At 63.0% G+C, this 12,459-nt stretch carries 16 protein-coding genes; 2 read left to right on the forward strand and 14 right to left on the reverse strand.

Features of this window, described 5'->3' with window-relative positions; all coding sequences use genetic code 11:
• Positions 1–18: 18 nt before the first annotated feature.
• Together PYR64_RS15895 and PYR64_RS15900 are read right to left on the reverse strand one after the other, a co-directional pair.
• Entirely contained in the window at positions 19–210 is a 192-nt protein-coding gene (locus tag PYR64_RS15895; protein ID WP_018778791.1) for a helix-turn-helix transcriptional regulator, read from the reverse strand.
• Positions 207–644, reverse strand: coding sequence for a hypothetical protein (locus PYR64_RS15900; protein WP_275776246.1), 438 nt, complete (start codon positions 642–644; stop codon positions 207–209). The genes PYR64_RS15895 and PYR64_RS15900 overlap by 4 nt, the downstream gene beginning before the upstream one ends.
• A 76-nt stretch (positions 645–720) precedes the next feature.
• On the opposite strand from PYR64_RS15900, the gene PYR64_RS15905 reads away from it, so the two are divergent.
• On the forward strand, positions 721–1,290 hold the full coding sequence (locus PYR64_RS15905; RefSeq protein WP_275776248.1) for an MOSC domain-containing protein: 570 nt from the start codon (positions 721–723) through the stop codon (positions 1,288–1,290).
• Positions 1,291–1,439: 149 nt separating this feature from the next.
• On the opposite strand, the gene PYR64_RS15910 is transcribed toward PYR64_RS15905, so the two are convergent.
• The 3 genes from PYR64_RS15910 to PYR64_RS15920 form a co-directional block, all read right to left on the reverse strand.
• Positions 1,440–3,416 (reverse strand): ABC transporter ATP-binding protein, encoded by a 1,977-nt coding sequence (locus PYR64_RS15910; protein WP_275776250.1) that lies wholly within the window; start codon positions 3,414–3,416, stop codon positions 1,440–1,442.
• Positions 3,413–5,146 (reverse strand): ABC transporter ATP-binding protein, encoded by a 1,734-nt coding sequence (locus PYR64_RS15915; protein ID WP_275776252.1) that lies wholly within the window; start codon positions 5,144–5,146, stop codon positions 3,413–3,415. Before PYR64_RS15915 ends, PYR64_RS15910 begins: the two co-directional genes overlap by 4 nt.
• Before the next feature lie 115 nt (positions 5,147–5,261).
• A complete protein-coding gene (locus PYR64_RS15920; RefSeq protein WP_275776254.1) occupies positions 5,262–5,939 on the reverse strand; it encodes an NAD(P)H-dependent oxidoreductase in 678 nt (225 codons plus the stop codon).
• Positions 5,940–6,063: 124 nt separating this feature from the next.
• Here PYR64_RS15920 and PYR64_RS15925 point away from each other — a divergent pair, with 124 nt between their 5' ends.
• Positions 6,064–6,498, forward strand: coding sequence for a helix-turn-helix domain-containing protein (locus tag PYR64_RS15925; protein ID WP_275776255.1), 435 nt, complete (start codon positions 6,064–6,066; stop codon positions 6,496–6,498).
• Here PYR64_RS15925 and PYR64_RS15930 read toward each other — a convergent pair.
• The 9 genes from PYR64_RS15930 to PYR64_RS15970 form a co-directional block, all read right to left on the reverse strand.
• Positions 6,488–8,032, reverse strand: coding sequence for a CYTH and CHAD domain-containing protein (locus tag PYR64_RS15930; protein WP_275776257.1), 1,545 nt, complete (start codon positions 8,030–8,032; stop codon positions 6,488–6,490). The genes PYR64_RS15925 and PYR64_RS15930 overlap by 11 nt on opposite strands.
• 87 nt (positions 8,033–8,119) lie before the next feature.
• Complete coding sequence (locus tag PYR64_RS15935; protein WP_018778783.1) at positions 8,120–8,605, reverse strand: SRPBCC family protein; 486 nt, start codon at positions 8,603–8,605, stop codon at positions 8,120–8,122.
• 115 nt (positions 8,606–8,720) lie between these two features.
• Positions 8,721–9,149 carry a hypothetical protein gene (locus PYR64_RS15940; RefSeq protein WP_035733983.1) on the reverse strand — a complete coding sequence of 143 codons (429 nt, stop codon included), beginning with the start codon at positions 9,147–9,149 and terminating at the stop codon, positions 8,721–8,723.
• Between the two features lie 47 nt (positions 9,150–9,196).
• Complete coding sequence (locus PYR64_RS15945) at positions 9,197–9,532, reverse strand: PRC-barrel domain-containing protein (protein WP_275776261.1); 336 nt, start codon at positions 9,530–9,532, stop codon at positions 9,197–9,199.
• Positions 9,522–9,947, reverse strand: a complete 426-nt coding sequence (locus tag PYR64_RS15950) for a hypothetical protein (protein ID WP_039242929.1) — start codon at positions 9,945–9,947, stop codon at positions 9,522–9,524. Before PYR64_RS15950 ends, PYR64_RS15945 begins: the two co-directional genes overlap by 11 nt.
• The gene (locus PYR64_RS15955) at positions 9,944–11,173 is read right to left on the reverse strand and encodes a divalent metal cation transporter (protein WP_275776264.1); all 1,230 of its coding nucleotides are present in this window, start codon (positions 11,171–11,173) and stop codon (positions 9,944–9,946) included. The genes PYR64_RS15950 and PYR64_RS15955 overlap by 4 nt, the downstream gene beginning before the upstream one ends.
• A complete protein-coding gene (locus PYR64_RS15960; RefSeq protein ID WP_018778778.1) occupies positions 11,170–11,646 on the reverse strand; it encodes a hypothetical protein in 477 nt (158 codons plus the stop codon). Before PYR64_RS15960 ends, PYR64_RS15955 begins: the two co-directional genes overlap by 4 nt.
• A 318-nt stretch (positions 11,647–11,964) precedes the next feature.
• Positions 11,965–12,138, reverse strand: a complete 174-nt coding sequence (locus PYR64_RS15965; RefSeq protein WP_156369765.1) for a hypothetical protein — start codon at positions 12,136–12,138, stop codon at positions 11,965–11,967.
• 86 nt (positions 12,139–12,224) lie between these two features.
• Complete coding sequence (locus tag PYR64_RS15970) at positions 12,225–12,383, reverse strand: hypothetical protein (protein WP_018778776.1); 159 nt, start codon at positions 12,381–12,383, stop codon at positions 12,225–12,227.
• Positions 12,384–12,459: the final 76 nt, after the last annotated feature.

A 12,459-nucleotide genomic window follows, 5' to 3' on the forward strand; every position in this document is an offset into this window, starting at 1 on the left:
TTTATCTTTACCGTGGTGTCACTCCGCGGTGAAGACGTCCTCGATGGCGCAGCCAAAGGTCCGCGCAATGAGGAACGCCAAGGGCAATGACGGGTCGAACTTCTCTCGCTCGATGGAGATGACGGTCTGCCGGGACACTCCGAGCGCGGCGGCCAGATCCGCCTGGGTCCAGTTGCGGCCGGCTCGACGCTCGGCAAGGTTGTTCTTCACTTCAGAGCACGGTGGCGGATGGCCACGTAACGGAGGCCGGCATCCAGCGTACTGAGGCCAACGAGCCCCAGAAGCAGTGGGAGCGCATCAACCTGGAAACGGCCGAAGGCCAGCACCAGCGAAGCAACAATCGTCGCGACCAGCACGTCAATGAAGGCCCCGGCCCCGGCCTGGCGCATCCATTGCAGCTCCACGCTTTGTTCCCCGTTCGGGTCCCGGGTGACGGTGTTATTGGAGACGAAAACCCGCACTCCGAGGGACATCGCAGGGTACCCGGAGCATAGCGCCCCGATCCCTGCGGCGGGCCAGAAATCATCCGGGTTTGTTGCTCCCACCACCACCGCAACCGTGATTGTCAGGATGGCGCCGAGGATGACGGCCAAGACATAGTGCTGGGCCGGAACCCGCCGGGATGTAAAGGACGCTTTACTCATAGGCAAAGTAAAGCACGCTTTACACCGCGGAACAATGCCCCCTGCGCTCCACACGGACAGGGGCTAGCGTTGAAGCATGAATGATTACAGGTACGACGTCGAAGTGCTGCACCTTTTGGTGTCGCCGGCGCACGCCTACTTTGGCCGTGCGCGCGAAGGCGCCGCGGACGTTCCAACTGCCGACGCCGACCACGCTGAGCTGGTTGCCGGCAAGGGGATTGTTGGGGACAGGTTCTTCGGCAAGGCCGCCCACATGGACGCCGCAGTGACGGTGTTCGCCGTTGAGGCACTGGAAGCCATTGCTGCCGAACTCGACGCCGGGCCTTTCGATCCGCTGCTGACGCGCCGGAACGTCGTGCTGCGGGGAGTGGAACTGACTCCATTGCTCGGCCACGGATTCACGCTGGAGTCCGGTGGAGATGTGGTGACGCTGAAGGCCGGCAGACCAGCCCATCCTTGCGCCTGGATGGACCAGATGCTCGCCCCGGGTGCCCACAAGGCGATGCGCGGGCGCGGCGGCGTGCGGTGCCAGGTTGTTTCCGGCGGACTGCTGCATCGTGGGCCGGCTGTCCTGACCAGCCCGGTGCCGCTCGACCCGGGCAAGGCGGGCGACGCAAACGTGCTCCGGCCTTCGAGGCTGCCTTAGCAGGCACGTGCGCTTCCCGACCTTCTTTGGCCGCAGCGTGATCCGAAAACAACCAAATAGCGTTGAAAGATGGCGTTTACGCATCCAAAGTGGGTCAGGAAGGCACCCATAAGTGGGTCAGGAAGCCACCTGCCCCGCAACCGGAAAGCTCAAACTTCCTCCGCCGCCGGCGCCGCAAACTGGGCTTCGTACAACCGGGAGTAGGCCCCACCGGCAGAGAGCAGCTCCGAGTGCGTGCCCTGCTCCACGATCTGCCCGTCCTCCATCACCAGGATCAGGTCGGCGTCGCGGATGGTGGAGAGCCGGTGGGCAATGACGAAGCTGGTCCGGTCCGAGCGCAGGGCGTTCATGGCTTTCTGCACCAGCACCTCGGTACGGGTGTCAACGCTGCTCGTGGCTTCGTCCAGGATCAGCACCGATGGCCGGGACAGGAAGGCCCTGGCGATGGTCAGCAATTGCTTCTCGCCGGCCGAGACGTTGCCGCCTTCGTCGTCGAGAACGGTGTCGTAGCCCTCGGGGAGGGACCGGACGAACCTGTCCACATACGTTGCCTGCGCCGCTTCGACGATCTCGGCTTCAGAAGCCGTGGGCCGGCCATAGGCGATGTTGTCGCGGATGGTGCCGCCGAACAGCCACGTGTCCTGGAGGACCATGCCCATCCGCGAGCGCAACTCCTGCCGCGAGATGGAGGCAATGTCGACGCCGTCGAGCGTTATCCGCCCCGAGTCCAGCTCGTAGAAGCGCATCATCAGGTTCACCAGGGTGGTTTTGCCCGCCCCCGTAGGCCCGACGATGGCGATGCTCTGGCCGGGTTCTGCCACCAGGCTGAGGTCCGTGATCAGGGGCTTGTCCGGGGAGTAGCGGAAGGAGACGTTCTCGAACACCAGTCGACCGCGCCCGGCCGAAGCGCCCGAAGGAGCAGGTTCGGGCGACTCTTCGTCCTCGTCCAGGAGATCGAACACACGCTCGGCGGAGGCAACGCCGGATTGCAGCATGTTCGCCATGGATCCGAGCTGCGCCAGGGGCATGGTGAATTGCCGTGAGTACTGGATGAACGCCTGCACATCACCCAATTGCATGGAACCGGAAGCCACCTGCAGGCCGCCAACCACGGCAATGCCTACGTACACCAGGTTTCCGATGAACGTCATGGCCGGCATGATCAGACCGCTGACGAACTGCGCTCCGAAGCTGGCCTGGAACAGCTCACCATTCTTGGCGCGGAACTTCTCCTGGACCTCGTTCTGCCGCCCGAACACCTTCACCAGGGCATGCCCGGTGTAGGTTTCCTCAATCTGGCCGTTGAGCTCACCGGTGTTCTTCCACTGGGCAACGAACAGCTTCTGCGAGCGCTTTGCAATGAGGAGCGTCGTGCCGAGCGTCAGGGGAATGGTCACCAGTGCGATCAGCGCCAGCAACGGCGAGAGCAGGAACATCATGACCAGCACGCCCAGCACAGTCAGCAGGGACGAGACCACCTGGCTGATCGATTGCTGCAAACTTTGGGAGATGTTGTCAACATCGTTGGTTACCCGGCTCAGCAGTTCGCCGCGCTGGATGGAGTCGAAGTAGCGCAGGGGCAGGCGGTGGATTTTTGCTTCGATGCGTTGGCGGAGGCGGTACACCGTCCGCTGCACGACACCGTTGAGCACGTAGGCCTGCATCCAGCCGAACGCTGAGGCAAGGACGTACAGGGCCAGTGCCCACAGCAGTACGGAGGACAACGCTCCAAAGTCGATTCCGACGCCGGGTGTGAGGGTCATGGCGCCCAGCATGTCGGCTTTGCTGTTCTCACCTGAGGCCCGCAGGCCCGCGATGACCTGCTCTTTGGATACCCCGGCGGGCAGTTGCTTGGACACGATGCCGGCGAAGATCAGGTTGGTCCCTTCGCCCAGCAAGCGGGGACCGATCACGGACAGCGCAACGCTGGCCACGGCGAAGACCAGCACCAGGGCCAGCCAGAGCCGTTCCGGATGCAGGGTTCCCAGGAGTCTGCGGGCCGAAGCCTTGAAGTTCGACGCTTTCTCTGCCGGAATGTTCATTCCGGCGAACGGGCCTCCCCTTCCCGGGCCCATTGCGGGGCGCTGGGGTCCGCGGCCGCCGGCTGGAGCGGTGGACGTGCTCATGCTGCCTCCTCCGCTGCCAGCTGGGACGAGACGATTTCGCGGTACGTTTCGGATGTCTCCAACAATTCTTCGTGCGTCCCCTGGCCGACGATCCTGCCGTCGTCGAGCACCAGGATCCGGTCTGCGTCGGCGATGCTGGACACACGCTGGGCGATGATCACCAAGGTGGCGCCGTTGGTATGGCGCTTGAGGGCCTGCCGGAGCCGCGCGTCGGTGGCGGTATCCAGCGAGGAGAAGGAGTCATCAAAAATGTAGAGCTCCGGCTGCTTCACCAGGGCCCGCGCAATGGCGAGCCTTTGACGCTGCCCGCCCGAAACGTTGGTCCCACCCTGGGAGATGGCCGCATCCAGGCCCCCGTCCATGCCGCGTACGAAGTCGTCAGCCTGGGCCACGCGCAGCGCTTGCCACAGTTCGTCTTCGGTGGCGTCCGGTTTGCCGTATTGCAGGTTGCTGCGGACCGTGCCGGAGAACAGGTACGGCCGCTGCGGCACCAATCCGATGTGCCCCCACAGCAGGTCCGGGTGGAGGTCGCGGACGTCCACACCGTCCATCCGGACGGAGCCCGTTGTGGCGTCGAACAACCGGGGCATGAGGTTGACCAGCGTGGTCTTGCCGGCTCCGGTGCTGCCGATGATCGCGGTGGTCTGCCCTGCGCGGGCCGTGAAAGTCAGGCCACTCAGCACGGGCCGCTCGGCACCCGGGTAGGCGAATCCGACGTCGCGCATTTCCAACTCGCCGCGGCGGATGCCGCCGGTGACAGGGTTCGACGGCGGCCGGACACTGGAGTCGGTATCCAGCACCTCCCCGATGCGGTCGGCAGAAACCGACGCGCGCGGGATCATCACCGCCATGAACGTGGCCATCATGACCGACATGAGGATCTGCATGAGGTAGCTCAGGAATGCGATCAGGGTGCCCACTTGCATGGAGCCGTCCTCGATCCGGAAGGACCCGAACCAGATCACTGCCACGCTGGATACGTTCATGACCAGCATGACCACAGGGAACATAAGCGCCATCAAACGGCCGGCCCGCAGCGCGACGTCGGTGACGTCGTCGTTCGCTTTGGCGAACCGGCTGATTTCCATGTCCTCCCGCACGAAAGCCCGCACGACGCGGATGCCGGTGAGTTGCTCGCGCAGGACCCGGTTCACGGCGTCGATCCGCACTTGCATCTTGCGGAACAGGGGAACCATCCGTGTCACGATCAGCCCGACGGCAACCAACAGCACGGGCACGCACACGGCAATCAGCCAGGACAGTTGCGCGTCCTGGCGCACGGCCATGATCACGCCGCCAATGCTCAGCATCGGCGCCGCGACCATGAGCGTGCAGGACATCAGGACCAGCTGTTGGACTTGCTGGACGTCGTTGGTGGACCGGGTGATCAGGGAAGGAGCACCGAACCTGGTGACTTCCTGTTCGGAAAACTCCCCCACCCGGTTGAAGATCGCGTCACGCACGTCGCGGCCCATGCCCATCGCAGCCTTCGCCCCGAAGTAGACCGCAACCACGGCGCACGCGATCTGCAGGAGAGTGATCAGCAGCATCAGCCCGCCCATGCGGAGGATGTAATCGGTATCCCCGGTGGCAACGCCGTGATCGATGATGTCGGCATTGAGCGTCGGCAGGTACAAGGACGCAATCGACTGCGCCAACTGAAAAATGACGACGCCCACCAGCAACCGCTGATGCGGCCGCAGGAAGCGAACCAGTACCTTCCAGAGCATGCTGTCTCCGAGCTTTCGAAGTGAAACCGAAGGCCAGTTTACGTCTGGTTGCTGTGGGCAACTAGAGGGAACCGGGGCGTTGTGGAGGCAACCCGGACAACGCCCCCGGTTCACCTCACTTGCTGATCAGTTCCGAGGCCCGAACGGCATCGAGCTTCCCTGCGAACAACAGTGCTGCGTCGCTCAATTCCCTTTCCGCGAGGTGGCGGCTGCCGTCCACGTCCGTGTTCAGGACCGTAGGGGCAAATCGGATGTGGGCGGCGTCCTGGATCCCCACGAAGTTCAGCCAATCGGCAAAATACGTGCTGCTGAAGTCGGCACCGAACATTGCCGGGACCCCTGGGGCGTAGACACCGCTGGTGTGGATGGCCATCGCCAGCTTCCCTTCCATGAGACCGGTGTACCCATGCTCCGGGTGGAAACCGAAACTCCAACCGGGCTGGGTGACGATGTCGATCCACTGCTTCAAAGCGTAAGGAATCCCCGAATTCCACATGGGAATGTTGAACACGTAGGCATCCGCCGCCGCGAACTGGTCAAAGACCGACCGTGCCGCTTCCCACGCTGCCACCTGCTCCGGCGTTTGTTCCTGGCCCGTGAAGACCGCCATTTTCGCGGAGGCGGCGACCCGACCGAAAGCCGGCAGTGCATCGTCGTCGAACAGGTTCAGTGTCTCCAGTTCAAAAGTCTCCGGAGCCGCAGACTGGACCGAATCGATGAAGTGACGGGCGAGTCCCAGCGAATCGCTGCTGCCGTAACGGGGAGAGGCGTTGATATGGAGGATGGAGGGCATGGTTTTCCTTTCAAACGGGGGACGTTCCGACCCCTTACTGATCCTCGCCCGGCTTCCCGGCACAGCGTAAGAACGCACTTTTTTGTGCCCAAGGCACGTCGAAGTGCCTGCAATGATTGGGGGTATGACACTCACGGCTGAGCAGACCCGTCAGAAAGCCCGGCACCAGTACAACGCCTCCCTGGAGAACTGCCCGGCCCGGCAATTGCTCGAAGCGATCAGCAGCAAATGGGTGACTTTGGTGATGCTGGCGCTGGAAGAGGGACCGCAACGCCACAGCGGGTTACGCAGGCACATTCCGGGGGCCAGCCAGAAAATGCTGACATCCACGCTGCGTTCTTTGGAGCGCGATGGCCTGATCCACAGGGAAGTCACGCCGTCCGTCCCCGTCCGGACCGACTACTGGCTCACGGACCGCGGCCGCTCACTCCTGCCGATTATTTTCGACATGAAGGATTGGGCTGAGGACAACATGGACGCCGTGGCTGCGTCGCGCCGGCTGCACGACGCTGAGCGTGCCCGGGCCACACCGGCCGGCAACCCGGAACCTACTTCTTAAGGCGCAGTTTCAAGGTCTTGGCACTGCCCTTAAGGTACTTGCGCTCCGTTGCGTCTGAAACGGCGGATTCCCTTGCATGCAGCACCCCATAGGTGAAGGCCGCGCTGGCCGTCCCGGGCGCTGAACCAAGGTCCAGCAATTCTCTGCGGGCCAACACGCTGTCCTGGTGGGTACCCAGAACCGATTGGACTTTGTGCGCAGCCTTGCCAAGCTTCGCTGCGCGCTTGCCGTGGACGCTCTCTGCGGCCGCCGCCGCGAAACGCAGCTTCTTGGCGGACTTCCGCACGCGGTGCAGGGCTTCGTCGCGTAATTGCCCGACGGCGGCCGATACCGCCGCGTCGTGGCGCTTGCGGAGGCGCTTCACGGCTTTGTTGACGAGCTTCGCGGTGGTCTTCCTTGCCGGTGCGCGCCCTTTTTCCGTCAGGGGCGGCGCTTCGATGAACGCCTCAAGGTCGTCGAGGAGACGGAAGTACCCCGGGCTGGTCAGACGCGTCCGGATGGCGGCCAGTGCAGTATCGGCCCTGATCATCATCCGCTGGTCCAGCTCATCGTGGAGCGGGCCCAAGACCAGGTTTTCCGGCAGCTCATCAAGGGCATCCCGCAGGCGCTCATGCAGGACTTCGGTGTCGCGGTACCGGCCCAGGGTCTCCGCCAAGGATTTCAGCCCGCGTTCCAGGTCATTGACGGGCCCGGGGGCAAAAAGCGGACGATAAATGTGCAGGACCGAGCGTATCCGTCGGGTGAACGCCCGCATTTGATGTACGGAATCGTCACGGCCCAGCCGCACGTGGGCGTCCTGGAGAAGCAGGCCGGCGAGCTGCCGCTGCAAATAGCTGAGCACGGCGTCCGCTGCCGTTTTCTTGCCGGCGCCCTTGGCGGCGCCTGGCTTCCGGTCAGCTTTCCCAGCCATGGGCAATTCGCCACCCAAGCCGCCCAAGGCGGTGGCCAGTTTGGAGCTTCGATGGCTGGGAGTCGCACCTGCTGCGGAAAGCTGGCGGGTCAAGGTTGCCAACAGGGAGTCACCGGTTCCGTCGGAGGCCGCGAGCTCCACCTCCCATTCCCGCCATTCAAGCCGGCGGTCGTCCCCCACCGTGACATGGGCCCGGACCCGATCATCCACGAAGTCGGCCAAACGCTCGCCCTGGCCTCCGTACAGGGCGTAGCTCATACGATCCGTATGCAGGGTGGCCACTGCGAGGACGGCGTGCGCCCGGGTATAGGCGAGCACTCTGTCCATGAGCTCCACCGGAACGGTATCTGCGCTGCCCAAAGGAGCGTGGATTTCGGTTCGTTTTCCGGGGCCGAGCGGCAGTTTGAGGTGCCAGCCGGCGTCGTGTCCTCCGGTGCGGCGCCGCAGCGTGATTCCGTGGCGTGCGAGCGAAAGCCGGCTGGTGTCGAAGTAAGTGGCTTCCAGTGTGTGGCTTACCGGGTCACCGACTCTGCCCACGCCGTCGATGGCGTCCAGCATCGGAAGCGGCGTGGACTCCAGGGCGTCGAATTTCTGTTCTGCCTCTACGCTGCTGGACGTTGCCATGGCTTTCGGTACTCCCCTTCACGGTTACTCCAAGTATGCCGCGAGGGCCGGTCCGTGGAAACGGCCGGCCCTCGCGTGCAGCAAGATTTACAGAGGCGCTCCGCCTGCGTCGTCCACATCGCCACCGGACACTGTTCCGCGCCAGGCGCCGGACTCGTGCCCTTGGGCTTCTATGAACTTCTTGAACTTGTCGAGGTCGGCGCCCACCCGCAGTTCGTCCACGCCAAGCGCAGATCCGGCCTTTTCGGCGAGGCCTTCAGGCTCCCAGTCGATGGCCACGTTGACCCGGGTGCGGGCATCCTCGAGGGGCACGAAGCTGACTGTGCCCGAATTCCGCGGCCCGTCAACGCTTGTCCAGCTCACCAATGCGTCAGGAACCTGCTCGATGATCTGGGCGTTGTATTCGCGCTTGACCCCTCCCACGTTGGTGGAGAAGTGCAGGGCCGTGTCATCGATCTGCTTCACGGACTCCACGCCATTCATGAATTCCGGGAAGGATTCGAACTGCGTCCATTGGTTGTAGGCGACAGACACGGGCACGTCCACGTCAATTGACTTGTTCACCGTTGCCATGGGTCTTGCTCCTTCGATCTAGCCTCTGTTTCCAGATTCGGGATTTCCGGCGGCGCACCAACCGGCTGGCTGCTTAACCAGTGGCGCGCCAGTCTAAGCGCGCCAGCCAAAGCTCTTAGCCGGCGTCAAAACTTTCTTCGTCATCATCGTTCGGCGACTCTTCCTGGGGAAGGTCGTTTCCGCTGCCATCGGGAAGTTCTTCAGTGTCATCCGGCACGGATGACTGCTCTGCGTGGGACTGTTCGTCGATGCCGCCAAAGCGGCCTGCGCCCGGCTCGCCGGAGCTGTCCGAGTCTTCCGGATTCAAGTGGCTAAGGTTCGGCGCACCGGTACCCTCACCCAATGCAGCCTCGTCGATGTCTTCTTCAACGCGCGGCTGGGCCTGGCCTCCGCCGGCTTCCTGCTCTGCCGTAGGAGTGCCGTAGCCTCCTACTTCCTCTTCGGGTGTGGCGTCCTGCTTGTCCATATGACTAGTCCTTTCCGATGCGGCGAACGTGTTGATGGAACACTTCGAACCTATAAGGATGCTTAGTGGCATGTCCATGCTACGCCAAAATTATCAGTAAACTTAGCATTTCCCTTTTCGATGGTCTATCGTGTCAGCCGCGCATCGTAGGCGGTGAAGCCAGGGCGCAGTCCGACCCTCTCCGGACCCATCACCGCGATGTCCTCCCACAGCACCAGAAATGACCCCTTGTGCCGCCAACGGAGCAGCTGAGCAACAGGCCAAGGCTGACTGATTTCCTGCCGCTCGAAGCCCAGAAACGACGACGCCGTCCGCGGACTTACCACGATGCCCACCAGCCGGGCCGGGCTAAGGAGCTGACCTGCTCCCGCATCCAATGCGAACCGGACGTCCGACACCTCGCCCAACCGCTGGCCGGCCCCATCCACTACATCGCTGCCCAACACGTCGCTAAGGTTCATGCCTGCCTCCCGGGATCCTCGCAATGACATGGTTTCGCAGCCACCGCTCAACCCATGAGGCATCCATCGAGTCGGCGCGGACCCCCAGCGACACCACCGTGTCCACGCCCGCCACCACTTTCCACGGAATACGGATCAAACGGCTCGACGGCGGCCTGCCGCCGAAAATGCGGGTTCCCAATACCGGCCCAGTGAGCAAAGCCGTGATCTGCGGGGGCGCCGATCCCTCCGGGATCTTCTCATCGGGTTCGGGCCCGCTCAGCTCGATGTCGTCGACCGTGGTGACAGGGACGCCGTCGACGTCCAATATCTGCCTGTCCAACAAGTGCAGCTGGGCGTCGAGCACAAGGCCCGCCGGATAGGGTGCAGCGTGGAGCTGCTGCGGTTGGAAGCGTTTGGGCTTGCTCTTGTTCATGCTCCAGCTCCTGTGGCGATCATCAAGGGGATGGCCGCCAGGGAGGCAACCAGGATGATGAACAGGTAGATCACTCCGGCGATGTTCACCGCGCGGTTGTTGACATGCTTGCCCATGTACTGCGGGTCGTTGGCCACGATGAGTATCGGCAGGTAGGTCAACGGAAGCGCTATTGCCGAGAAAACCACGGAGTATTCAGTCACGAGGATGGGATCAACGCCCGTGGCCAGCACCGCCACCCCGGCCAGCAACACCACGATCATCGACACGTGGAACCGGGCTGCCTGGGCCGGGCGGCGGAACTTGCCCCACGACCATCCAAAGAACTGTGCAAGCGTGTAGCCACTGGACAGCGTCGTCTCTAAGGCCGCCCCGAAAGTCGCTGCCACCACCCCCAGAATCAGCACAGCCAGTGCAAGCTGGCCGCCCGCCTGCGCCACGGGAAGCGCAACCTGCGACAACGAGGTGACGCTGATTCCGGCGGGGAGAAGAACGACGGCGGCACACCCGGCGATCGCAAGGGACAAGAACCCGCCGAGCGGGAAGCCGAGAAGGACGTTGAGGCGTGATTGGGCCAGGTCCTTGATCTTCCAGCGCTCCTCCACTGCTCCGGAGGAAAAGAAGAACACCTCATACGGCGTCATCGCAGCTCCGAATAGGGCAATGGCGTAGTACCAGTACACGCCGGCGCCTTCCTGGGCCGGAACGGACGGAGAAAACGCCTGCCCGGCCAGGGCACCCCAATCAGGTTTGAGAAGGAACAGGGCGACGGCGGACACCACCAAGGACAAACCCACAAGTCCTGTGACGTTCTCCATGATGCTGAACTTCACCCGCCAAACCACCAGCCACACGGCCAGCAGCGCAAAAGGAACCCAGAGAATATAGGCCACCCCGCTGGCTAGTTGGAGGGCAAGGGCAATGCCGCCGATTTCGGCGGTTACCGTCATGACATTGATCAGGAAGGACGCACCCAGATTGGCCAATCCGGCCCGGGGTCCAAGGCGCTCCCGAATGACTTCGAAAGTGGCCCTGCCGGAGACTGCAGCCACCCTGCCGGACATATTTGCGAAGAGGCAGATACCGACGACGCCCACCAGCACCACCCATGCCAGCGACATGCCGAACCGTGAGCCCACCACGGCGTTCGTCACGAGGTCCCCGATGTCAACAAAGCCCCCGATCGCCGTCAGGATGCCGAGTGCAACACCGAGGAGCCGTTTCACTGGATGCCGGCCTTGGTCATCAGACTGTCCAGTTGCTCGGTGGCAACGCGAAGTTCTCCTTGCACGGTGGAAAGCCGGGCTTTCCCTTGCCCGTCGTCAGGACCGTTCGACGACGAAGAAAGGGCATCCCGCGCGTGCAGGAGTGCCCTGGAAATGGAGGAGAAGGCAGCCAGGACATCGTTGCGAAGTACGCGTTCTTCCTGGGTTTGCGCCGTGAGTCCGTGCACCTCGTTCGTGGCCGACTCCACATCGCCCAGCATGTCGTCGGCAGCGGTAGCAGCGGCGGCCGCCGTCGTACTGTCCGAAATCCTGAGATCCACCGCAAGGCTGGCCGCCCGCACGGCCGATGAAACCTCATCAGCCGGCCCTTTCAGGGCGTCGGCTGAGGGTTGCTGCGAACAGCCGGCCAACACGCCGGCAGCAGCCACCAGAAGAGTGAGGAGAACGGTTCGGAGCCGCGGAGATTTACTCATGACGGCTTCGGAATCTCGCACCCACCCTGAGGATTCATGCCCATGTAATTCAGTGGGCCGGCAACTATATTCAGCGCAATGGTTGCCACTTGCGAGCACTGGGCGGGCGGGTCGCTGTAGTAGCCGCGTTGCCCGGCGGCAACTGCCCCTATAACGAGCCAGACGACAACCAATAGCCCGATGATTGAACCGATTCGCATTTCTACCCCAATCGCTAACTGACAACGCTCAGCAATTAGTGACAAACCGTGGTTTTGGGACCCTAAAGGAGCGTGGCGGCGGACCGGATATCTCCCGCCCGCCGCCCCGCTGATCCGATCAATCCGTGGGATTGGTTTCGGTTGTCAGACCGCGGTTGTCCGCTGTCTTTTCATCCTTTTCTTCTGCCGGCCCGGGTGGATTGGCAGATTCGCTGGGACCAGCATCGACGGAGTCATCCTGACTTCCCGACGATGCGTCACCGGCGTCTCCCGGGCCGCTGGTTTCTGGCACCCCCGGCTCCCTGGGAATGGGATGGCCAGGGGTGGTGGTTCCGTCGCGAACCTGGGAAAAACCGGCAACTTCGCTTGGACCAGTTGTCATACGCGCGACCGGCCCCTGCCGACGACCCAACCAATAAGTGCCAGCACCAGCAGGATAATTCCTACCCAAAGCAGGAAACTGAGTGCTTGGTTGAATCCGCCTACAAGAAGCAGGATGATCGCGATTACGCCGGCGATTATCAAGAGTGTGTTCATTGAGCTACGCATCCCTTTCAATAACTGTTGTCTATTCAGGAAGGCGTCCGCTGGTACTCCACACCGTGTGGAGCGC

This window comes from Paenarthrobacter sp. Y-19 (assembly GCF_029223985.1).
Lineage (GTDB): Bacteria > Actinomycetota > Actinomycetes > Actinomycetales > Micrococcaceae > Arthrobacter > Arthrobacter nicotinovorans.

Bases quoted from the DNA above. Each gene is read 5' to 3' on its own strand.
- PYR64_RS15920 (WP_275776254.1), bottom strand. From the start codon at position 5,939: ATGCCCTCCATCCTCCATATCAACGCCTCTCCCCGTTACGGCAGCAGC.
- PYR64_RS15960 (WP_018778778.1), bottom strand. From the start codon at position 11,646: ATGAGTAAATCTCCGCGGCTCCGAACCGTTCTCCTCACTCTTCTGGTG.
- PYR64_RS15970 (WP_018778776.1), bottom strand. From the start codon at position 12,383: ATGAACACACTCTTGATAATCGCCGGCGTAATCGCGATCATCCTGCTT.
- PYR64_RS15945 (WP_275776261.1), bottom strand. From the start codon at position 9,532: ATGAACCTTAGCGACGTGTTGGGCAGCGATGTAGTGGATGGGGCCGGC.
- PYR64_RS15905 (WP_275776248.1), top strand. From the start codon at position 721: ATGAATGATTACAGGTACGACGTCGAAGTGCTGCACCTTTTGGTGTCG.
- PYR64_RS15910 (WP_275776250.1), bottom strand. From the start codon at position 3,416: ATGAGCACGTCCACCGCTCCAGCCGGCGGCCGCGGACCCCAGCGCCCC.
- PYR64_RS15940 (WP_035733983.1), bottom strand. From the start codon at position 9,149: ATGGACATGCCACTAAGCATCCTTATAGGTTCGAAGTGTTCCATCAAC.
- PYR64_RS15930 (WP_275776257.1), bottom strand. From the start codon at position 8,032: ATGGCAACGTCCAGCAGCGTAGAGGCAGAACAGAAATTCGACGCCCTG.
- PYR64_RS15915 (WP_275776252.1), bottom strand. From the start codon at position 5,146: ATGCTCTGGAAGGTACTGGTTCGCTTCCTGCGGCCGCATCAGCGGTTG.
- PYR64_RS15935 (WP_018778783.1), bottom strand. From the start codon at position 8,605: ATGGCAACGGTGAACAAGTCAATTGACGTGGACGTGCCCGTGTCTGTC.
- PYR64_RS15950 (WP_039242929.1), bottom strand. From the start codon at position 9,947: ATGAACAAGAGCAAGCCCAAACGCTTCCAACCGCAGCAGCTCCACGCT.
- PYR64_RS15925 (WP_275776255.1), top strand. From the start codon at position 6,064: ATGACACTCACGGCTGAGCAGACCCGTCAGAAAGCCCGGCACCAGTAC.
- PYR64_RS15900 (WP_275776246.1), bottom strand. From the start codon at position 644: ATGAGTAAAGCGTCCTTTACATCCCGGCGGGTTCCGGCCCAGCACTAT.